Source organism: Paraburkholderia unamae, from assembly GCF_003268775.1.
Taxonomy (GTDB): Bacteria; Pseudomonadota; Gammaproteobacteria; order Burkholderiales; family Burkholderiaceae; genus Paraburkholderia; species Paraburkholderia unamae.
This window is the reverse complement of sequence record NZ_QLSU01000010.1, coordinates 26,576-47,368: the sequence shown is the minus strand read 5'-3', so window position 1 is coordinate 47,368 and position 20,793 is coordinate 26,576. Positions and strand designations below refer to the sequence as shown.

Annotated in this window: 18 protein-coding genes; 15 read left to right on the top strand and 3 right to left on the bottom strand. The window is 65.6% G+C overall.

Annotated features, from left to right (window positions below; genetic code table 11):
* Nucleotides 1-151 precede the first annotated feature (151 nt).
* Nucleotides 152-706, bottom strand: coding sequence for a Spy/CpxP family protein refolding chaperone (locus tag C7401_RS17770; RefSeq protein ID WP_112172719.1), 555 nt, complete (start codon nt 704-706; stop codon nt 152-154).
* 251 nt (nt 707-957) lie between these two features.
* Here C7401_RS17770 and C7401_RS17765 point away from each other — a divergent pair, with 251 nt between their 5' ends.
* The gene (locus tag C7401_RS17765) at nt 958-1,422 is read left to right on the top strand and encodes an Lrp/AsnC family transcriptional regulator (protein WP_112172718.1); all 465 of its coding nucleotides are present in this window, start codon (nt 958-960) and stop codon (nt 1,420-1,422) included.
* A gap of 205 nt (nt 1,423-1,627) precedes the next feature.
* Entirely contained in the window at nt 1,628-2,731 is a 1,104-nt protein-coding gene (locus C7401_RS17760) for a saccharopine dehydrogenase family protein (protein WP_112172717.1), read from the top strand.
* Between the two features lie 4 nt (nt 2,732-2,735).
* Here C7401_RS17760 and C7401_RS17755 read toward each other — a convergent pair whose 3' ends face one another.
* Together C7401_RS17755 and cydX are read right to left on the bottom strand one after the other, a co-directional pair.
* A complete protein-coding gene (locus tag C7401_RS17755; protein WP_112172716.1) occupies nt 2,736-3,338 on the bottom strand; it encodes a P-loop nucleotide/nucleoside kinase family protein in 603 nt (200 codons plus the stop codon).
* Complete coding sequence (gene cydX, locus C7401_RS45600; protein ID WP_224041966.1) at nt 3,335-3,490, bottom strand: cytochrome bd-I oxidase subunit CydX; 156 nt, start codon at nt 3,488-3,490, stop codon at nt 3,335-3,337. Before cydX ends, C7401_RS17755 begins: the two co-directional genes overlap by 4 nt.
* A 186-nt stretch (nt 3,491-3,676) precedes the next feature.
* Here cydX and C7401_RS17745 point away from each other — a divergent pair, with 186 nt between their 5' ends.
* The 13 genes from C7401_RS17745 to C7401_RS17685 all read left to right on the top strand — a co-directional run bounded on the left by C7401_RS17745 (nt 3,677) and on the right by C7401_RS17685 (nt 20,609).
* Nucleotides 3,677-4,123, top strand: a complete 447-nt coding sequence (locus C7401_RS17745) for a hypothetical protein (RefSeq protein WP_112172715.1) — start codon at nt 3,677-3,679, stop codon at nt 4,121-4,123.
* A gap of 192 nt (nt 4,124-4,315) precedes the next feature.
* Complete coding sequence (gene corA, locus C7401_RS17740; protein ID WP_112172714.1) at nt 4,316-5,293, top strand: magnesium/cobalt transporter CorA; 978 nt, start codon at nt 4,316-4,318, stop codon at nt 5,291-5,293.
* A gap of 151 nt (nt 5,294-5,444) precedes the next feature.
* Nucleotides 5,445-6,407, top strand: coding sequence for a sugar ABC transporter substrate-binding protein (locus C7401_RS17735; RefSeq protein WP_112172713.1), 963 nt, complete (start codon nt 5,445-5,447; stop codon nt 6,405-6,407).
* A 285-nt stretch (nt 6,408-6,692) separates the two neighbouring features.
* Nucleotides 6,693-8,432: a sugar ABC transporter ATP-binding protein gene (locus C7401_RS17730; protein ID WP_112172712.1), complete on the top strand. Its 1,740-nt coding sequence runs from the start codon at nt 6,693-6,695 to the stop codon at nt 8,430-8,432.
* Nucleotides 8,429-9,490 (top strand): ABC transporter permease, encoded by a 1,062-nt coding sequence (locus C7401_RS17725; RefSeq protein WP_112172711.1) that lies wholly within the window; start codon nt 8,429-8,431, stop codon nt 9,488-9,490. The genes C7401_RS17730 and C7401_RS17725 overlap by 4 nt, the downstream gene beginning before the upstream one ends.
* A 139-nt stretch (nt 9,491-9,629) precedes the next feature.
* A complete protein-coding gene (locus tag C7401_RS17720; RefSeq protein ID WP_112172710.1) occupies nt 9,630-10,667 on the top strand; it encodes a LacI family DNA-binding transcriptional regulator in 1,038 nt (345 codons plus the stop codon).
* A gap of 53 nt (nt 10,668-10,720) precedes the next feature.
* A complete protein-coding gene (rbsK, locus tag C7401_RS17715) occupies nt 10,721-11,662 on the top strand; it encodes a ribokinase (RefSeq protein ID WP_258397130.1) in 942 nt (313 codons plus the stop codon).
* A 204-nt stretch (nt 11,663-11,866) separates the two neighbouring features.
* Complete coding sequence (locus C7401_RS17710; protein ID WP_112172708.1) at nt 11,867-13,597, top strand: methyl-accepting chemotaxis protein; 1,731 nt, start codon at nt 11,867-11,869, stop codon at nt 13,595-13,597.
* 379 nt (nt 13,598-13,976) lie between these two features.
* On the top strand, nt 13,977-14,738 hold the full coding sequence (locus tag C7401_RS17705) for a 2-keto-4-pentenoate hydratase (RefSeq protein ID WP_112172707.1): 762 nt from the start codon (nt 13,977-13,979) through the stop codon (nt 14,736-14,738).
* Nucleotides 14,739-14,797: 59 nt separating this feature from the next.
* A complete protein-coding gene (locus C7401_RS44995; protein WP_165841900.1) occupies nt 14,798-15,466 on the top strand; it encodes a hypothetical protein in 669 nt (222 codons plus the stop codon).
* 45 nt (nt 15,467-15,511) lie between these two features.
* Nucleotides 15,512-17,434 carry a PrkA family serine protein kinase gene (locus C7401_RS17695; RefSeq protein WP_112172705.1) on the top strand — a complete coding sequence of 641 codons (1,923 nt, stop codon included), beginning with the start codon at nt 15,512-15,514 and terminating at the stop codon, nt 17,432-17,434.
* Between the two features lie 185 nt (nt 17,435-17,619).
* The gene (locus tag C7401_RS17690) at nt 17,620-18,888 is read left to right on the top strand and encodes a YeaH/YhbH family protein (RefSeq protein ID WP_112172704.1); all 1,269 of its coding nucleotides are present in this window, start codon (nt 17,620-17,622) and stop codon (nt 18,886-18,888) included.
* Nucleotides 18,885-20,609 (top strand): SpoVR family protein, encoded by a 1,725-nt coding sequence (locus tag C7401_RS17685; protein WP_112172703.1) that lies wholly within the window; start codon nt 18,885-18,887, stop codon nt 20,607-20,609. Before C7401_RS17690 ends, C7401_RS17685 begins: the two co-directional genes overlap by 4 nt.
* The last annotated feature ends 184 nt before the right edge of the window (nt 20,610-20,793 follow it).

Below are 20,793 nucleotides of genomic sequence, written 5' to 3'. Positions count from 1 at the left end.
TGCCTCGCAAAAAATCGTGTTGCACGGTGTGGCAAATGAAACGACGGCCGGGCGCAATGCCCGGCCGTCGCGCGGTCCGCAAGGTTACCCTGAATCGGGCCGCCGCGCACGCGTGTCATGCCCGTGCGCGGCTCGATGCAGGGGCGGCGCCTTACTGCGCGGCCGGCGTGCTGGCCGGCTCGGCTTCGCTTGCTGCGGCGCCTGCGGACGGCTTGGCCTTGCCCTTGTGCTTCGGCTTCACCGGCTTGCCCGACGGGCCGTGCTCATGGCCGTGACGGAAGGTCTGGTCGGCAAGCTTCTTTTGCTCCGGCGAGAGGCTGGTATAGAGCGGCTCGAACGCCGTGACGAGCTTTTGCATGTCTTCGGCGTGCGCCTGCGAGATCTGCGCGTACTGCTTCATGTCGTCGAGCGCGTTACGCGTGTTCTCGCCTTCCATGCGTTGCTTGTAGAGGTCGCCCATGGTCTGGCCGTTGCTGCGCATGACGTCGGCGAACGCTTTCCATTGGGGCTCTTGCTCGGGCGTAATCTTGAGCTGCGTATGCAGCCACGTGATGCGCTCCTCGACGCGCTGCTGATGCTGCGCGGCGCGCACATCGGCGCTCGATGCGGCGACGGCGGCCGGCGCCGACGCGGCGGGCGCGGCGCTTTGCGCGAACGCGCCGCTCATCGAGAGCGTGGCGGCAAGGATGACGAAGGCTTTCTTCATTGTGAGTCCTCGAATCGTTTCGTAGCGGGTAGCACGGCCATAACGGCGGCTTCCGTTATTAGTACCACGTTATCGTCGCGAGACGGCCCGGCTGCGACACTTGCTTACAAACGAAACGCGTGGAAATACCCGTCGCGCATGGCTTGCGCGCGCACGTGGCGGTGTTTCCGCCATGCTTCTGCCACGTTTCTGCCGAGTCCCGCCGCGCGCGATAATGGCGCCATTACGACCCTCCATCTCGACCACCACCGATGAGACCTCCGCGCCTCGATCAACTCGACGACCTCGACCGCAACCTCGTTGCGCTGCTTCAGGAAAACGCCCGCGAGAGCGTGGCGAACCTGGCGCGGCGCCTGGGCGTCGCGCGCACCACCGTGCTTGCGCGCATCGAGCGGCTCGAGCGCACGCAGGTAATCGCGGGCTACGGCGTGCGTCTGGGCCAGGACGTGCTCGATGCGAGCCTCCAGGCGTGGGTCGGACTCATCATCGCGCCGCGCCACGGGCCCGATGTGCAGAAGCGCCTCGGCAAGATGCCGGAGGTGCAGTTGCTGTGCGCGGTGAGCGGCGAGTACGACTATGTCGCGTGGCTGCGCGCCGATTCGCCGGACCGCCTCAATGACCTGCTCGACCAGATCGGCGGCATACCGGGTGTGGAGCGCACGACCACGTCGATCGTGCTCGCCCGCAAGGTCGATCGCGGTTCGGTGACGGGCTGAGCGCGCCTGAACCTGGCTCAGCGCCCGGTCTCGCGGCCCCCGCATGAACGCTTTTCGACGATTCGACGAAAAGCTTCGTCAGAATGACGAAAACCCCGGTCGAAGCGCATCGTTTTGCGTCTATGATCCGTATTTGCCTCTCCCTAGACTGTGCTTGAGCGGGCGTTGCCCATCCCCAAGCATAGAAAACCAAAGGAGATGACAAATGAAAGTCGCGATTGCAGGCGCCGGTCTGATCGGCCACACCATTGCCCACATGCTGCGCGAAAGCGGCGACTATGAAGTGGCGGCCTTCGACCGCGATGCGAAGGCGCTCGAGCCGCTCGCCGCGCAAGGCATCCCCACCGCACGCGTCGACTCCGGTGACGCCGCCGCGCTGCGCGGTGCGCTCGAAGGCTATGACGTCCTCATCAATGCGCTGCCGTATTACCTCGCGGTGAACGTCGCTTCGGCGGCGAAGGGGGCGGGCGTGCATTACTTCGACCTGACCGAAGACGTGCGCGCGACCCATGCGATCCGCGCGCTCGCCGACGGCGCCGATCACGTGTTCATGCCGCAATGCGGTCTCGCACCCGGTTTCATCGGCATTGCCGCGCATGCGCTCGCAAGCCGCTTCACCGAGATCCGCGACGTCAAGATGCGCGTGGGCGCGCTGCCGCAGTTCCCCACCAACGCGCTCAAGTACAACCTCACCTGGAGCGTGGACGGGCTCATCAACGAGTATTGCCAGCCGTGCGAAGCCATTCGCGAAGGCCGCACGCAGTGGGTGCAGCCGCTCGAAGGCCTTGAGCATTTTTCGCTCGACGGCGTGGAGTACGAGGCGTTCAATACGTCGGGTGGTTTGGGCACGCTTTGCGAGACGCTCTCGGGCAAGGTGGAGTCGCTCGATTACAAGTCGGTGCGCTATCCGGGCCACCGCGCGCTCATGCAGTTCCTGCTCGAAGACCTGCGCCTTTCGAGCGACCGCGACACGCTCAAGTCCATCATGCGCCGCTCGGTGCCCGCCACGGAGCAGGACGTCGTGCTCATTTTCATGACGGTCACCGGCATGCGTGACGGCAAGCTCGTGCAGGAAGTGTTCACGCGCAAGATCTTCGCGAAGACGGTGTGCGGCGTGCCCATGAGCGCGATCCAGATCACCACGGCCGGCGCGATGTGCGCGGTGCTCGACCTGTTCCGCGAAAAGCGTCTGCCGCAAGCGGGTTTCGTGCGCCAGGAACAGGTGCAACTGCAACAGTTCCTCGGCAACCGCTTCGGTCAGGTGTACGAAGGCGCGACGCTCGACACGCGCGCAAAGGTGCCGGCCTGAGCGCTCAGGCGGGAGCCTGCACCGAGCCGCCTGCGAGGACGCGCTGCAAGAGCGCGTCGTAATCGGCCTCGGCGGGCGCGGTGTTGTCGAACAGGAGGAGACCGTCGAGTTGCGGGCCCGACGGCATGAAACGGCGCTGCCGGTATTCGTCCCAGTGGGCGAGCTTGTAGGCGTCGATGGGATGGGCGCGCGCGACAATGCGCGCGTGCGCCGTTTCCTCGCTGGTATGCACCCAGACCACGGTGAGCGCGACCTGCGGCCCGACGCCAAGCCATTCGCGATCGAACAGCTTGCGATCGCGCACCTCGCGCGACAGCGGGCCGACCACGAGCGCGCTCACGCCCAGTTCGAGGTTTTCGCGGGCGGTGTCGATCAACCCCCGGTACTCGGGGTCGCGCAGATGTTGCAGGAAGAGGGGGCTGTCGCGGTCGTACGGGTCGTGCGCGAGCGCGCCCATCGCGGCCGAGCTGTAGCTCCCGTAGAGCGTGTCCTTGTCCAGCAGGCAGAACGGCTCGCCGCTTGTGCGCACGAGCGGGGCGAACAGGCGCTTCGCGAGCGAAGTCTTGCCGGTTCCGGCGTGGCCGCAGAAAAACACCAGCCTTGTCACGGACGGCGCGCCTCCCCAGGCTGCGCCTCGGGCGCGCTCGGGCCGCTGCCGTGGCCATTCAGGAACTTGCCGTTGGCGTCGAGCCACATCACGTTGATGATGCCGAAGCCGAGCGCCACGCCAATGCCGAGGATCCACGAGAAGTACCACATCGTCTTTGCTCCCTTCGCGTGCGGGTTGCGCGCGCTGCCGCGCATTCCCCGAAGCATATAACATCGATGATGGGCATGGTGCTCGCCCGCCCGTGGCGCTCCTGGCGATCACGGCCGCATGGCCGCGAGCGCGAAACTCACCCAAACGCCACCCGGCCCAGGCCAACTCGAACAGGAAAAGCGCCCATGGCATCGCGCGTGTCCAGCGTATCCAGTGTGTTCGCCGCGTGCATCGCGGCCGCGGTCACGGCGCTCGCCCTTGGCGGCTGCGCCGAGGAGCCGGCGCAGCCGCTCCCGTTCAAGCCGGTGCCGGCCGAACGCATTCTCAAGCCGGGCTACACCCAGCCGGGCGAAGGCCTCGTCGCCGTGGACGTGCGCCGCGAGCGCACCCGCAACGTCATCGTGAAACTGCGCGACGCGCCGGTCTACATCGACGGCGAGCCCGTGACCGACCTCATGGACGGCGAGCACGTCACGTTCTACCTCAAGCCGGGCGTGCACCGCATCGGTGTGACCACGCAGTTCGATCCCGTGGTGGAGCTGCGCTTCGTCGTGGACCCGCGCTATACGAACCGCGCGAGCGTCACATTCGACAAGGATCATCGCATCGGCATCCGGCGCGTCGCGCAGTAGCGCACTCCTTGCGTGCACCGAGGGCGCGGGGCGCGGCAGGGGCAAAAGGGGCGGAAGGGGCATGGCCCGTGCGCCTGCCAGCGGCGCGGGAGCCCGGCCGGCGCGACGCCGGTGCGTGGAACCCCGTACACTTGGCAACCGGTGCAACTCGAAGCGGCGCGGGCGCGACCCGCCGCCGGGAAGAAAAGGAACATGCTCATCAATTGCGTCGCGTATCAAAGCGGCAAGAAACTGGCCGACATTACCGTCGAGGCCATCAGCGACTATCTGGCGAGGCCCGAGTGCTTCGTGTGGGTCGCCCTCAAGGACCCCGACGCCGGCGAAATGGCGGCGATGAAAGAAGAGTTCGGCCTGCACGCGCTCGCGATCGAAGACGTCATGAACGGCAACCAGCGGCCGAAGATCGAGGAATACGGCGAGACGCTCTTTTGTGTGCTCCACACGCTCGAACTCGACGACGACGGCGAAATCATCACGGGCCAGGTGAACGTGTTCGCCGGCCCCAATTTCGTGCTCTCGGTGCGCCACCGCGCCCAGCAGGGTTTCAGCGACGTGCGCGCGCGCTGCGAGCGCGAGCCCGACCTGCTGCGCGAAGGCTCCGGTTTCGTGCTCTACGCGCTCATGGACAGCGTGGTCGATCGCTACGCGCCGGTGCTCGAAACGCTGTCGGGCGAGATCGAGGAGCTGGAGGACCGGATCTTCGAGAAACACGACCTGGCGGGCTCGCGCGCGATCATCGAGGATCTCTATTCGCTCAAGCGCCGCCTCGTGATCCTCGCTCACCACGTCACGCCGCTCGTGGACGCCGTCGGCAAGCTCGTGGGCGGGCGCATCCCGCAGATCTGCACCGGCATGCAGGCTTATTACCGCGACGTGTACGATCACTTGATCCGCGTGTCCAACATGATCGACGCACGCCGCGAAATGATCGTCACGGCCATCCAGGTCAACCTCGGCATGATCTCGCTCGCCGAGAACGAGGTGACCAAGCGGCTCGGCTCGTTCGCGGCGCTGTTCGCCGTGCCGACGATGATTGCGGGTATCTACGGTATGAACTTCGAGCACATACCCGAGCTACATTTCAGGTATGGCTACCAGGTCTGTCTGGGCGCCATGCTCGTGCTCGACCTTTTCCTGTTTTTCCTGTTTCGCCGTATCAACTGGCTCTGAACGGAAGCTGGCGCCGTTCGCGTTGTTGCAATGCCGCATGGCCGGCATTGACACCGCGAAGCGCCAGCGCCGAGAATGGGCCGCCAGCAAACGTTTGCGCATAACCAGAAAGTGTGGCCCGGCCGGGCCCGACAAACCGGAGACACCGAAGATGAACTCCCGCATTCGCCGCCGCATCGTCCTTGCCGCCAGCGCGCTCGCCACGACCGCCGTGACCGGCGCCTTGCCGCTTGCCGCCCGTGCCCAGACGGGCGGCAAGCCGAAAGTCGCGCTCGTCATGAAGTCGCTCGCCAACGAGTTCTTCCTCACCATGGAGACCGGCGCGAAGGACTACCAGAAGCACAACGCCTCCCAGTTCGATCTCATCACCAACGGCATCAAGAACGAGACCGACACCGCCGCGCAGATCCAGATCGTCGAGCAGATGATCGTCTCGAAGGTCGACGCCATCGTGCTCGCGCCCGCCGACTCGAAGGCGCTCGTGCCCGTGGTAAAGAAAGCCGTGGACGCGGGCATCATCGTCGTGAACATCGACAACAAGCTCGATGCCGACGTGCTCAAGTCCAAGGACCTGAACGTGCCGTTCGTCGGCCCGGACAACCGCAAGGGCGCGCGGCTCGTGGGCGACTACCTCGCCAAGCGGCTGAAGTCGGGCGACCAGGTGGGCATTGTCGAGGGCGTCTCCACCACGACCAACGCGCAGCAGCGCACTGCGGGCTTCAAGGACGCGATGCAGGCCGTGGGCGCGAAGATCGTCTCGACGCAGTCGGGCGAGTGGGAGATCGACAAGGGCAACGCCGTGGCGTCGGCCATGCTCAACGAATATCCGGACCTCAAGGCGCTCCTGTGCGGCAACGACAACATGGCGATCGGCGCCGTGTCGGCCGTGCGCGCGGCGGGCAAGCAGGGCAAGGTGTACGTGGTCGGCTACGACAACATCGACGCCATCAAGCCGATGCTCAAGGACGGCCGCGTGCTCGCGACCGCCGACCAGTTCGCGGCCAAGCAGGCCGTGTTCGGCATCGACACGGCCTTGAAGGCGCTCAAGGAGCACAAGAAACAGTCGGAGCTGTCGGGCATCGTCGAAACGCCGGTGGTGCTCGTCACGAAGTGAGTACGGCGCGCGCGGGGCGCCTGAGCCACGGTTGGCGAGACGCGCGCGCCGCGGCGGTATTTGTGCGCGCAAATCAATAAACGCTCAAGAATCCCACCGCGCAGCCGTTATTTGTACCGGGATGGCCGCATGGGTGGCCGTCCGCGCTGCGCGGCAAAACGCTGCGCGGTGCGCCGTTCGCCGCCGCTCTACCGGAGCGTGCGGCGGCGGCGCGGACCCGCGGTATCCGGGCGGCGCGTGGACCGGTTCATCCCCGGCGGCGCGGCTCGCGACTACAGGATCGTGATGGATGCAATTGCTCCCGACGTAGCGTCAACTGCGCCTGCCGTGCTTGCGGTCTCGGGCGTGGGCAAGACCTACGAGCAGCCGGTGCTCGCCGACGTCAGCCTAGCGCTGCACGCCGGCGAAGTGCTTGCGCTCACGGGAGAAAACGGCGCGGGCAAGAGCACGCTCTCGAAGATCGTGAGCGGCCTCACCGCGCCGAGCGCGGGCAGCATGCAACTGATGGGGCGGCCCTACGCGCCGGCGAGCCGCCGCGAGGCCGAGGCGCTCGGCGTGCGCATGGTCATGCAGGAGCTGAACCTGCTGCCCACGCTCACCGTCGCCGAGAATCTTTTTCTGGACCGGCTGCCGCAGTCGGGGCCGCTGCGCTTCGGCTGGATCGATCGCAAGCGGCTGCGCGCCAACGCACGCGCGGCGATGGCGCAGGTCGGCCTGGAGGCAATCGATCCGGACACGCCGGTGGGCGAGCTGGGCATCGGCCATCAGCAGCTCGTGGAGATCGCGCGCAACCTGATCGGCGGTGGTGGCGATGGTGACAATGCCAGCGATGGCGGCGACGGTCCGGGCGACATGCGCGTGCTGATCCTCGACGAGCCCACGGCCATGCTCACGGGCCGCGAGGTCGAGCTGCTGTTCGAGCAGATCGCGCGGCTCAAGGCGCGGGGCGTCGCGCTCGTCTACATCTCGCACCGGCTCGAGGAGCTCGAGCGCATCGCGCAGCGCGTCGCGGTGCTGCGCGACGGCAAGCTCGTGCGCGTGGACGACATGGCCAACCTCACGCCCGAGCGCATCGTCGCGCTGATGGTCGGGCGCGAGCTTGGCGAGCGCATCGACCTGGGTCAGCGGCGCATCGGCGCGCCGCTCCTGAGGGTCGAGGGGCTCACGCGCGCGAAGGCCGTGCGCGACGTGTCGTTCGACGTGCGCGCGGGCGAGATTTTCGGCATCTCCGGGCTGATCGGCGCGGGCAGAACCGAGCTGATGCGGCTCATCTACGGCGCGGACCGCATGGAGCGCGGCGTCGTGGCGCTGGCGAGCACGCCGGGCGCGGCGCCCGAGCCGGTGCAGATCGGCTCGCCCGCCGACGCGGTGCGCCTCGGCATTGCGCTCATCACCGAGGATCGCAAGGGCGAGGGGCTGTTGCTGCCGCAACCGCTTGCCGCGAACGTGACGCTCGGCAACGTGGGCGCGGTGTCGCGTTACGGCGTGGTCGACGCGGCGCGCGAGAACACGCTGGCGCGTACGCAGATCGACGCGCTGCGTATCCGCACGGCCGGGCCCGCCCAGCCGGTGGGCGAGCTTTCGGGCGGCAACCAGCAAAAGGTCGTGATTGGCCGCTGGCTCGCGCGCGACCTCACGCAGCCGTTGCGCGTGGTGCTGTTCGACGAGCCGACGCGCGGCATCGACGTCGGGGCGAAGTTCGACATCTACGCGCTGATGGGCGCGCTCGCGCGCGAAGGCCGTGCGCTCGTGGTGGTGTCGAGCGACCTGCGCGAGCTGATGCTGATTTGCGACCGCATCGGCGTGATGTCGGCCGGGAAGATGACGGCGGTGTACGCGCGTGACGAGTGGAGCCAGGACAAGCTGCTCGCCGCCGCGTTCGCGGGCCTGCGCGCCGAGGACGCGCTCGTCTGCGACGCGGCCGATCTGCCCGACGCGGCAGGCGTCCCCGCCGGTGTCCCGCCAGGCGCGGCAGCGCGAGCGAAGCAGCAAGCAAACGACGACCCACGAGGGAGCGCTTCATGACGAACGACCCGTTGCGCGGGCAACCGGTGGCCCAAGGCGATGACAGCGGTGGACGAACCGGTTCGCCCACCCATGCGCCCGTGTCGCCCGCAAGCGCGAAGCCCGTGGGCACGCGCTTCGGCTTCTCGAACTATCTGGGCCTCGCGCTCGCGCTCGTGGCGATGATCGTGCTGTTCTCGCTGCTCAGTTCGCACTTTCTCACTTACGATACGTTCAGTACGATTGCGAACCAGATACCCGATCTCGTGGTGATGGCCGTGGGCATGACATTCGTGCTCATCATCGCGGGCATCGATCTTTCGGTGGGCTCGGTGCTCGCGCTCGGCGCTTCGGTGGTGAGCGTGGCGTCGCTCAAGTGGGGCTGGGGCGCGTTGCCGGCCGCGCTGCTCGGCCTCGTGGCCGCGGCGGCCACGGGCACGCTCACCGGCGCGGTGACGGTGGGCTGGCGCATCCCTTCGTTCATCGTCTCGCTCGGCGTGCTCGAAGCGGCGCGGGGGTTGGCGTACCAGATGACGAATTCGCGCACCGCGTATATCGGCGACGCGTTCGATTTCCTCTCCAACCCGATCGCGTTCGGCATTTCGCCGGCCTTCCTGATCGCGGTGGCGGTGATGGTGATCGCGCAGCTCACGCTCACGCGCACGGTATTCGGCCGCTACCTGGTTGGTATCGGTACCAACGAGGAGGCGGTGCGCCTCGCGGGCGTCGATCCGCGGCCTTACAAGGTGATCGTGTTCGCGCTGATGGGCGCGCTTTCGGGGCTCGCGGCGCTCTTTCAGATATCGCGCCTCGAAGCCGCCGATCCGAACGCAGGCGTGGGCCTCGAACTCCAGGTGATCGCGGCCGTGGTGATCGGCGGCACGAGCCTGATGGGCGGGCGCGGTTCGGTGATCAGCACGTTCTTCGGCGTGTTGATCATCTCGGTGCTGGCCGCCGGACTCGCGCAGATCGGCGCGAACGAGCCCACCAAACGCATCATCACCGGTTCGGTGATCGTGGTTGCGGTCGTGCTCGACACGTACCGCAGCCGGCGAAGCAGCAGACGTAGCAGCGCATAACAATTTTGACGAGGGCGCGGTCCGCAGTGCAACGCGGGCCGCAGGAAATGACCGGGAATGCGGCGCCTGACTATTCCAACAACGGGCGCACTGAGAGCCGGCAGCAACAGGCAGGAAAAAAGGCAGGAGCAACATAAATATGGCGACGATCAAGGATGTGGCCGCCGTGGCGGGGGTGTCTTTCACGACGGTGTCGCATGTGGTGAACAACTCGCGTCCGGTGTCGGCGGACGTGCGGGCCAAGGTCGAACGCGCGATCCGCGACCTGAACTACGTGCCGTCGGCGGTGGCGCGCTCGCTCAAGGCGCGCGCCACGGCGACCGTGGGGCTGCTGGTGCCGAACGGCACCAACCCGTACTTCGCCGAGCTCGCGCGCGGCGTCGAGGACGCGTGCGCGCGCAAGGGCTACTGCGTGTTCTTCTGCAACTCCGACGACGACCCGGTCAAGCAGCGAAACTACCTGCGCGTCTTGCAGGAAAAACGCATCGACGGGCTGATCGTGGCCTCGGCCGGCGACGACGCCGTGCTGGCCGCGACGCTCGCCGACGCGCGCGAGCCGCTCGTCGTGATCGACCGCAACATCGAGGGGCTCGACGCCGATCTCGTGCAGATCGACCACGAGCGCGGCGCCTGGCTTGCCACGCGTCATTTGCTGGAACTGGGGCACTCGCGCATTGGCTGCATCACGGGGCCGGTCGCAACCGCAGTGAGCGCGATGCGCATGCACGGCTTCCTGCGCGCCATGTCCGAGCGCGGCGTCGAGATCGCGCCGGGTGCGATCGTCGAAAGCGATTTTTCGGGGTCGGGCGGGTACCGGGCGGCGGCGCAGTTGTTCGACACCGTGCGGCCCACCGCGATCTTCGCGGGCAACGACATGATGGGCATCGGTGCGTTGCGCGCGGCGGCCGAGCGCGGCTTGCGCGTGCCGGGCGACTGCTCGATTATCGGCTTCGACGATATCGAGCTTGGCAACTTCACCTGGCCCGCGCTTTCGACGGTCGGCCAGCCCGCGCGTGCGCTCGGCGAAATGGCCGCACTCACGCTGATCGAGCGCATTGCGAACGCGCGCGCCGGAGGGGTCACCGTGCGCCGCCGGGTGATGCCGCCCACGCTGTTCGCGCGCGAATCGACGGGACCGTGGGTGGGCTCGGAAGATTTCGCGCCGCTCGCGGCCTGAGCCGGGAGCGGGCCGGGCTACCGCAAGGGTGTCGAGGATCTCAAGGAGCCATTGTGACGACTGATGCAGCAAAGCCGGCCGGCGCCCACGCCAGGGTCGCTGTGGTCGGCAGCCTGAACATGGATCTCGTCGCGCGCGCGCCGCGTTTGCCGAACCCCGGCGAGACGCTCGCGGGCAGCGCGTTCGCCCAGGTGGCGGGCGGCAAGGGCGGCAACCAGGCGGTGGCGGCGGCACGTCTGGGCGCGCAGGTGGCGATGATCGGCTGCGTGGGCGCCGACGCGAACGGCGAAATCCTGCGCGCGGGGCTTTTGGCCGAGGGCATCGATTGCGGCGCGCTGGAAACGGCGCCGCACGCGCCAACGGGCGTGGCGCTCATCGTGGTGGATGACGCGAGCCAGAACGCCATCGTCATCGTGGCGGGCAGCAACGGCGAGGTCACGCCCGACACGCTCGCGCGCCATGAGGCGGTGCTCGCACAAGCCGATGTCGTGGTTTGCCAGCTAGAAACGCCCACCGACGCCGTGGCGGCCGCGCTCGCCGCCGCGCGGCGCCTGGGCAAGATCACCATCCTCAATCCGGCGCCGGCCACCGGGCCGTTGCCCGCCCAGTGGCTGGCGCTCGTCGACTATCTCGTGCCGAACGAACTGGAGGCGGCGGCGCTCACCGGGCTGCCCGCGAGCACACCGCAAGACGCGGCGCGCGCCGCGCTGGCTTTGCGCGAGGCGGGGGCGCGCAACGTGCTGGTGACGCTCGGGGCGCAGGGGGTGTGCGCGCTGCTCGACGGCGACGCGCCCGCGCATTTGCCCGCGCCGCGCGTGAGCGCCGTGGACACCACGGCGGCCGGCGATACGTTCATCGGTGGCCTGGCGGCGCGGCTGGCCGCCGGCGAACCCGCGCTGGAGGCAATCGCTTTCGCGCTGCGCGCGGCGTCGATCTCCGTCACGCGCGCGGGTGCCCAGCCGTCGATTCCGACGCTCGCCGAAGTGCCCCGCTGAGCGGCAAAAGTTACCGCGAAAGCCGCAGCAATGGCCCACCTCGCTGTCGGCCATTTGCAATATTGACCGCGCGCAAGCCGTCCATCCTTCATACCATATACATATTTCAAGACCACGAAAGCCCCTGCCGTTAACTTGCCTTGAGGAGACGTCTCACCTTCGGGCGCCAGCGCCCGAGCACACGACAAATCTATTGGGGGAGTCATGGGCAAGGGCATCAGCATCAAGGCGCGCATCGGCATCACGATGGGCTTTCTGGCGGCGTTGATCGTCGCCATCAGCGCGGTGGGGCTGCTCGGCCTCACGCGCTCGAACGACGCGTACCGCGAGACGTTCACGGACCAGATGCCGAGTTCGCACGCGGTGAATCTCGCCGAAATCTATGCCGCACGCGAGCGTCTCGCGCTCGACCGCGCCGCATTCGAGCTCGGCACGCCGGACGCCGCTGCGACGATCGAACGCGCGCGCATGCTGCGTGGCGTGTCGGACGACTTCTGGAAGAAGTACATGGCGCTGCCGCGCGATGAGGACGAAGCCCGCCTCGCCCAGGACGTGGCGGCCCGGCGCGACGCCCTGCACCAGATCGCAGACCAGTTCGTGAGCACCGTCCAGTCGGGCGACCAGGTCAAGGTCGTGGCGGGCGCCAAGGCGCTCAAGGAAGCCTACGACGGGCTCTCCAAGGCTGACGCCGTGCTCGACAAGTACCAGATGACGCAGGCGCAACAAGGCTTCGACAACGCCCAGGCTGCTTTCTCGGAACTGCGCATGGTGTGCATCGCCGCACTGCTGGTGGGCATCGGCGCGGCCGCCTATTTGTTCTTCTCGCTGCGCCGCGCCATCGCCCAGCCGCTTGGCGAAGCGCTCGGCGCCTTCCAGGCCATCGCCGCGGGCGACCTGCGCCGGCCCGTGGTCGTGCGTCGCAACGACGAGATGGGCGAACTGCTCGGCGGCGTCGCGCAGATGCAGCGCAGCCTGACCGAAACCGTGCGCTCGGTGCGCACGGGCACGGACTCGATCGCGACAGCCACGCGCGAGATCGCGGCGGGCAATATCGACCTGTCGTCGCGCACCGAGGAGCAGGCCACGGCGCTCCAGCAGACCGCCTCCAGCATGGAGCAGCTCACGGGCACCGTGAAGCAGAACGCCGACAACGCGCGCCAGGCGAGCGCGCTTGCCGCCAACGCCTCGGAAATCGCCAACAAGGGCAACGCCGTCGTCAACCAGGTGGTCGGCACGATGGGCGACATCAACGAAAGCTCGGCGAAGATCGCGGAGATCATCAGCATCATCGAAGGCATCGCGTTCCAGACCAATATCCTGGCCCTGAACGCGGCCGTCGAGGCGGCGCGCGCGGGCGAGGAAGGGCGCGGTTTCGCCGTGGTGGCGGGCGAGGTGCGCAGCCTCGCGCAGCGCTCGTCGGCGGCGGCCAAGGAAATCAAGGGGCTCATCGACACCTCGGTCGAGCGGGTGCAGGCGGGCTCGGCGCTCGTCGACGAGGCGGGCCGCACGATGACCGAGATCATCGGCGCGGTGCGGCGCGTGACCGACATCATGGGCGAGATCGCGGCGGCGTCGCAGGAGCAGTCGGGCGGTATCGAGCAGGTCGCGCGCGCCGTCACGCAGATGGACGAGGTGACCCAGCAGAACGCGGCGCTCGTCGAACAGGCGGCCGCCGCGGCGCAGTCGCTCGAAGACCAGGCGGGGCGGCTGCGCGAAGCCGTGGCGGTGTTCAGCCTCGACGAGGGGGCAGGTGCGGCGGCGCCCAAGCCGCCGGCGCGGGCTGCGGCGCGGCCCGTTGCGGCCAGCGCTCCTGCGAAGGCGCGGCCGGCGCGCGCCGCTGCCCCGACCGCTCGCCCGGCCGCCGCGACGGCAGCGGCGGGCGTGAGTGCGGCGCCGGCCGCTGCCGGATCGAACGGCGACTGGGAGACGTTCTGAGCTTGACCCACGGCGCGGGCATGACAGTCATGCGCCGCCACGCGCGACACAACCTCCGGCCGCTGCAATGCAGCGGTTTTTTCTTTGAGACTTTGACCCTGGCAAGCGGCCCCGCGATGCGCCACGCGCGCGCGGTTACGGTACATTGTCAGCCGTGTCATTCGCGTGGCCGGGTGAACGCGCTACACTGCGGCGCTCGCGCGGGCCCAGGGCGGGAGTTGTCCCGCGCAGGGACGAGTGCGGGCCGTACGGGGCAGGCGGCGCGGGGCGGACGACGGTCCGGGCCGCCGGGCATGGGAGGGCGCACCGCGCCAGGCAGGATGGATTGCGCCGGCTTCGAGCGCCGGCGTCGCATGACAGCACAAACAAGGAACCAGACATGACGCACGACGATCTCGCGCAACGCCTCGTGCAAGCGCGCCGGCATCATCATCTGATCGAGACCCTGGAGCCCGAGCGGGTGCCGCCGGACGCGGCAACGGCTTATGCGATCCAGCAGGCGGTGATCGCCGGGCTCGACACCACTACGGGCGGATGGAAAATCGGCGCACGCGCGCCGGGCGGCCCCGCCTCCGGCGCGCCGATCCCGGCGCCGCTCGTGCATGCCTCGCCCGCGCGCCTCGAGCGCCATTCGTTCTTCCGCGTGCTGGTGGAGCTGGAGATCGCCTTTCGCTTTTCGGAACCGATCGCGCCGCGCGCCGAAGCTTACGTGCGCGACGAGGTGCTCGCGCGCGTGGGCCAGATCCTGCCGGCCATCGAGGTCGTTGACAGCCGTTTCGCCCAGTGGCCCAACGTCGCGCCGCTCGCGCAGCTCGCCGACGCGCAGAACAATGGCGCGCTGATCACGGGCCATGCGCTGCCGTATCCGGCGCTGGCGCGCTCGCTCGACTTCGTCGCGCCCGAACTCGAACTGACGTTCGACGGCGCCTCGCTCGTGCCCGAGGCGCCGGGCAACCCGGCGGGCGACCCGCGCGAGTTGCTCGTCTGGTTCGTCAATCACTGCGCGGCGATGGGCATCACGATCGAGCCCGAATGGACCGTTACGACGGGCACCTATGTCGGTGCGCATCGCATCGACAAGCCGGGCCTCCTGCACGGCCATATCGACGGGCTCGGGGAAGTCGAAATCGAATTTATCTAGCTGATAAGCGGGTGCGCGGTGTGTAACAGATACGCGTCGCGCCTGTCACAATCGCTGTAATGAAAGGCCGCCATGCGCACTGCGTGGCGGCCTTTTTTTCTGCGTGTTACACGCCTCGCGAACGGGCGCTTGCGCAATCTGTCACGCGCGTCATTTTGACGGCGCATTTGTCTTTGGCTGCTATCACAGCAAACTCATGGCAGCGGGAAAACCACTACGGCCGAAAGGGATTGTTTGCCGAAGTCATGACGTCCCGTTCGCGCTTATCGGAACACGACGCGCAATGCGCGCCAACTCACCGACCCTGGCGAAATCGACGCGTAAAAAGGGAAAAAAATCGCATTGACGCGTACTCACAACAGCCATGCCGCCGCGCGCTGCGCGAGGTAACGAACAAAACGTTACGGGTCGTTGTGCACCGACGCTGTGCTGATGCGTTTGAGGAAGAAGCGCTGCGTATGCCGTCGCGCCGAAAGGTGTGCGGAGCAAGGCGAAATGGTGTGTTGCGGCGAAGAGGCCAGGCAAGCCGTTTTGTCGCGGCGGGAGTGAGGGAAAGCGAGCCCGGTCTGAAATTTGCACCAGTGGGGAAGATCATTGTAAGGCGTACTATGACGACCTCCAAGCGCTCAAAAATGCTTAGCTTTGAAGGGCACATCCGGCGCGATTTTACGGTGCGAAAAATTTCAAAAGGGTTTAGGATGAATTTGAGCGATGTCGTTTCCGAATAGCGCGCCGCGCACGACATCGGTCGCAGATCTCGGCGAGGAGGTAGCATGGATATCTACAGCAGCTTCGCGACCCGCTTCGAAAAAACGCGAGAGGAGGAGTTCTCGCTCGAGGAGTATCTCGCGCTCTGCAAGGAAGATCCCAATGCGTACGCCACGGCTGGCGAACGCATGCTGACGGCAATCGGCGAACCCGAACAGATCGACACTCGTAACGATCCGCGCCTGTCGCGTATTTTTGCGAACAAGGTCATCAAGGTGTATCCCGCATTCCGCGAGTTCTATGGCATGGAAGACGTGATCGAGCAGGTCGTCGCGTACTTCCGCCATGCGGCGCAAGGACTCGAAGAAAAGAAGCAGATTCTCTATTTGCTTGGTCCGGTGGGCGGCGGCAAGTCCTCCATTGCCGAGCGTCTGAAGCAGCTCATGGAGCGCGTGCCGTTCTACTCGATCAAGGGCTCGCCCGTGAACGAGTCGCCGCTCGGTCTCTTCGATTACGACGAGGACGGTCCCATACTCGAAGAGCAGTACGGCATTCCGCGCCGTTACCTGAAGAGCATCCTGAGCCCGTGGGCGGTCAAGCGTCTGCACGAGTACAACGGCGACATCCGCAAGTTCCGCGTGGTGCGCCGCTATCCTTCCATCCTGCGCCAGATCGGCATCGCGAAGACCGAGCCTGGCGACGAGAACAATCAGGACATCTCCTCGCTCGTCGGCAAGGTCGACATCCGCAAGCTCGAGCAATACGCCCAGGACGACGCGGACGCGTATAGCTACTCCGGCGGCCTGTGTCTCGCGAATCAGGGCTTGCTCGAATTCGTGGAAATGTTCAAGGCGCCGATCAAGGTGTTGCACCCGCTGCTCACCGCCACCCAGGAAGGCAACTTCAAGGGCACCGAAGGATTCGGCGCGATCCCGTTCAACGGCATCATCCTCGCGCACTCGAACGAGTCGGAGTGGAAGGCGTTCCGCAACAACCGCAACAACGAGGCACTGCTCGATCGTATCTTCGTGGTGAAGGTGCCGTACTGCCTGCGCTACTCGGAAGAGATGAAGATCTACGAGAAGCTGCTGCGCAATTCGTCGCTGGCCGAGGCCGTATGCGCGCCGGGCACGCTCAAGATGATGTCGCAGTTCTCGGTGCTCACGCGCCTCGCGGAACCCGAGAATTCGAGTCTGTTCTCGAAGATGCAGGTGTACGACGGCGAGAACCTCAAGGACACCGATCCAAAAGCGAAGTCATACCAGGAGTATCGCGACTTCGCCGGCGTGGACGAAGGTATGAACGGGGTCTCCACGCGTTTCGCGTTCAAGATCCTCTCGCGCGTGTTCAACTTCGATTCGACCGAAGTCGCCGCGAATCCGGTGCACCTCATGTACGTGCTCGAACAGCAGATCGAGCGCGAGCAGTTCCCGCCGGAAACCGAGCAGAAGTATCTCTCGTTCGTGAAGGACGTGCTGGCGTCGCGTTACGCCGAGTTCATCGGCAAGGAGATTCAGACCGCTTACCTCGAATCGTATTCCGAATACGGGCAGAACATTTTCGACCGCTATGTCACGTACGCCGACTTCTGGATTCAGGACCAGGAGTTCCGCGACCATGACACCGGCGAAAGCTTCGATCGCGCCGCGTTGAATGCGGAGCTGGAGAAGATCGAGAAGCCCGCGGGCATCAGTAATCCGAAGGACTTCCGCAACGAGATCGTGAACTTCGTGCTGCGCGCGCGAGCGGCCAACGCCGGCAAGAACCCGGCCTGGATCAGCTACGAGAAACTGCGCGTGGTGATCGAGAAGAAAATGTTCTCGAATACGGAAGAACTTTTGCCGGTCATCTCGTTCAATGCGAAAGGATCGGCGGAAGAGCAGCGCAAGCACGAAGACTTCGTCAATCGCATGGTGGCGAAGGGCTACACGCCGAAGCAGGTCCGGTTGCTCTGCGACTGGTATCTGCGCGTGCGCAAGTCGTCGTGAACGAAGAGGCTTTACCGTCCAGGTGCGCCGCCGCGCCGCATAGGCGAACGCGGCGGCGCGCCAGGACATCCGGCGGGGCGCAGGCCGCGTGGCCGTGAGCGGGTGAACGCGGCACGCACGATGGCATACGCGGCAAGCAAACACTGCGCACCTCGCCCATTCGAAACTGGAGCGGGAGACTGGATGTGCTTCATCAAATCATCGACCGCAGGCTAGCCGGCAAGAACAAGAGCATTGCTAACCGCGAGCGCTTTTTGCGCCGCGTGAAGAACTATATTCGTCACGCCGTCTCGGAAGCGGTGCGTGACCGCAGCATCAAGGACATACAGAGTAACCAGAGCATCACCATTCCGCGCAAGGACATTGCCGAGCCGTCGTTCCGTCACGGCCCCGGCGGCAAGCGCGAAATGGTTCATCCCGGCAACGAGGACTACGTGCGCGGCGACCGCATTCCGCGGCCGCAAGGCGGCGGGGGTGGTGGCGGCAGCCAGGCGAGCAACGAAGGCGAAGGTCAGGACGACTTCGTGTTCGAACTCTCGCGCGAAGAGTTCATGCAGTACTTCTTCGACGACCTCGAACTGCCGCGTCTCGTCAAGACGCATCTCATGGCCGTGCCCACGTGGAAGAGCATCCGCGCGGGCTGGGCCGCCGAAGGCACGCCCAACAACATCGACGTCGTACGTTCGCTGCGCAGCGCGCTCGGGCGGCGTATCGCACTGGGCGCGCCGCTCGTCAACGAGCTGCATGTGCTCGAAGAGCAGCTCGAAGTGCTCAAGGCCGATCCGGCCGACCGGCGCGAAGAGATCGCGCTGCTCGAGGAGCAGATCCACCATCTGCGCGGGCGCATCTGGCGCATTCCGTTTATCGATCCGTTCGACCTGCGTTACGTGAACCGCGTGAAGCAGCCGCAGCCGTCGAGCCAGGCCGTGATGTTCTGTCTGATGGATGTCTCGGGCTCGATGGACGAGCAGCGCAAGGACCTTTCCAAACGCTTCTTCATCCTTCTGTATCTGTTTCTCAAGCGCAACTACGAGAAGATCGAGGTGGTCTTCATTCGCCACCATACGCGCGCCGAGGAAGTGGACGAGGATACGTTTTTCCATTCCACCGAAAGCGGCGGCACGGTCGTGTCGAGCGCGCTGGAGCTGATGAAAAAAGTGATCGAGGAGCGTTATTCGCCGAGCGACTGGAACATCTACGGCGCGCAGGCCTCGGACGGCGACAATTGGACAGACGATTCGCCCAAGTGCCGGAAGATCCTTGCGGATGACATCCTGCCTCAGGTGCGCTATTTTGCGTATATTCAGGTTACGCCGGAAGAGCAGAACCTCTGGCTCGAATATGCTCAACTGGCCCTCACCGAACCGCATCTGGCGATGAAGAAGGTCGACACCGCGGCGGACATCTACCCGGTGTTCCGGGAGCTGTTTGAAAAACAGGTGGAGCACTCATGACGACACGCCACCTGCACAACGAGGCGCGCGGCTACGAGCCGGAGCGCCGCAAAACGAGCGGCCACGAAAAAGGGCATCATGGCGATCACGATGCCGGGCACACGCCCGGCCATCGCGAAGACGCCGAAGCGCCCGGACATGCCGCCGGGGCTGCTCGCCACAAGGAGCATGGGCTCGCCCAGCAAAGGGAAGTGCAAATGAACGTAGCCGACCGACGGCCGTTGCCGTGCCCATCTGACTGGACCTTCGAACTCATCGAGGAGTACGACACACATATCTCGCATGTTGCAGAGCAATATGAACTGGATGTCTACCCCATTCAGCTCGAATTGATCAGCGCCGAGCAGATGATGGACGCGTATGCGTCCGTCGGCATGCCGGTGAACTATCGCCACTGGTCGTTCGGCAAGCATTTTCTCTCGACCGAGAAAAGCTACCGCCGCGGCCAGATGGGTCTCGCCTACGAGATCGTCATCAACTCCAATCCCTGCATCGCGTACCTCATGGAAGAGAACACCATGACGATGCAGGCGCTCGTGATCGCGCACGCCGCGTACGGGCACAACTCGTTCTTCAAGGGCAACTACCTGTTCCGCTTGTGGACGGACGCGCACGCCATCATCGATTACCTCGTCTACGCGAAGAACTACATCGCCGAATGCGAGGAGCGTTTTGGTCTGGACCGCGTGGAGGAGTTGCTCGACTCGTGCCATGCGCTCATGAACTATGGCGTGGACCGCTACAAACGTCCGCAAAAGCTTTCGCTGGAACGCGAAGCCGCCATGCGGCGCGAACGCGAGGCTTACCTTCAGTCGCAGGTCAACGAACTGTGGCGCACGCTGCCCAAGCAGCAAATGCCGATTGCCGAGGAAATCGACGAGCGCTTTCCGCCCGAGCCGCAGGAGAACCTGCTGTACTTCGCAGAGAAGAACTCGCCGCTGCTCGAACCTTGGGAGCGCGAGGTCATTCGCATCGTGCGCAAGATCGGTCAGTACTTCTATCCGCAGCGGCAGACCCAGGTCATGAACGAAGGCTGGGCCACGTTCTGGCATTACACGCTGCTCAATACGCTCTATGCACAGGGTAAGCTCGAAGACGGCTTCATGATGGAGTTCCTGCATTCGCACAGCAACGTGATCTATCAGCCGCCGGTGACGAAGCCGTATTACAGCGGCATCAATCCGTATGCGCTCGGGTTTTCGATGATGAGCGACATTCGCCGCATCTGCGAAAACCCCACGGAGGAGGACCGCAAGTGGTTCCCCGAACTGGCGGGCAGCCCGTGGCTCAAGGCGATGCACTATGCCATGCGCAACTTCAAGGACGAGAGCTTCATTGCGCAGTATCTGTCGCCGCATCTGATCCGCGAAATGCGCCTCTTCTCGGTGCTCGACGACGACATGCGCGACGCGCTCGAAGTCTCGGCCATTCACGACGAAAGCGGCTACCAGTACGTGCGCCAGGCGCTCTCGCGGCAGTACGACATGCATCACCGCGAGCCGAACATCCAGGTGTGGTCGGTGAACACGCGCGGCGATCGCAGCCTCACGCTGCGTCACTTCATGAGCGACAATCGCCACCTGTCGAGCGACTCCGACGAAGTGCTGCGCCACATGGCGCGCCTGTGGCAGTTCGACGTATTCCTCGAAAGCGTGGACGAGAACGGCACGGTGAGAAAGCGCTATGAATGCCGTTACATGCCGCCGCCGGTGCGGGTATAGCCGCCTGCCTCCGTCGCCGGATTGAGCGTGTAAGTCACGAGGCCAGCCTGCGGGCTGGCCTCTTTTCATTGATGCGCGCGCAACGGCGCTGCAATCGAACAGGCGCCGCAACGCCACACCGCGCTAACATACTGCGCCACTGAACCCGCAGAAAGAGGACCGCACGCAGATGTGGAATTCGAAA

Coding starts and splice junctions, on each gene's coding strand:
- C7401_RS17765 (WP_112172718.1), top strand. CDS start 958: ATGAGACCTCCGCGCCTCGATCAACTCGACGACCTCGACCGCAACCTC.
- C7401_RS17685 (WP_112172703.1), top strand. CDS start 18,885: ATGACGACACGCCACCTGCACAACGAGGCGCGCGGCTACGAGCCGGAG.
- C7401_RS17695 (WP_112172705.1), top strand. CDS start 15,512: ATGGATATCTACAGCAGCTTCGCGACCCGCTTCGAAAAAACGCGAGAG.
- C7401_RS17720 (WP_112172710.1), top strand. CDS start 9,630: ATGGCGACGATCAAGGATGTGGCCGCCGTGGCGGGGGTGTCTTTCACG.
- C7401_RS17730 (WP_112172712.1), top strand. CDS start 6,693: ATGGATGCAATTGCTCCCGACGTAGCGTCAACTGCGCCTGCCGTGCTT.
- C7401_RS17705 (WP_112172707.1), top strand. CDS start 13,977: ATGACGCACGACGATCTCGCGCAACGCCTCGTGCAAGCGCGCCGGCAT.
- C7401_RS17710 (WP_112172708.1), top strand. CDS start 11,867: ATGGGCAAGGGCATCAGCATCAAGGCGCGCATCGGCATCACGATGGGC.
- C7401_RS17745 (WP_112172715.1), top strand. CDS start 3,677: ATGGCATCGCGCGTGTCCAGCGTATCCAGTGTGTTCGCCGCGTGCATC.
- C7401_RS17725 (WP_112172711.1), top strand. CDS start 8,429: ATGACGAACGACCCGTTGCGCGGGCAACCGGTGGCCCAAGGCGATGAC.
- C7401_RS17770 (WP_112172719.1), bottom strand. CDS start 706: ATGAAGAAAGCCTTCGTCATCCTTGCCGCCACGCTCTCGATGAGCGGC.
- C7401_RS44995 (WP_165841900.1), top strand. CDS start 14,798: ATGAAAGGCCGCCATGCGCACTGCGTGGCGGCCTTTTTTTCTGCGTGT.
- C7401_RS17735 (WP_112172713.1), top strand. CDS start 5,445: ATGAACTCCCGCATTCGCCGCCGCATCGTCCTTGCCGCCAGCGCGCTC.
- cydX (WP_224041966.1), bottom strand. CDS start 3,490: ATGTGGTACTTCTCGTGGATCCTCGGCATTGGCGTGGCGCTCGGCTTC.
- corA (WP_112172714.1), top strand. CDS start 4,316: ATGCTCATCAATTGCGTCGCGTATCAAAGCGGCAAGAAACTGGCCGAC.
- C7401_RS17760 (WP_112172717.1), top strand. CDS start 1,628: ATGAAAGTCGCGATTGCAGGCGCCGGTCTGATCGGCCACACCATTGCC.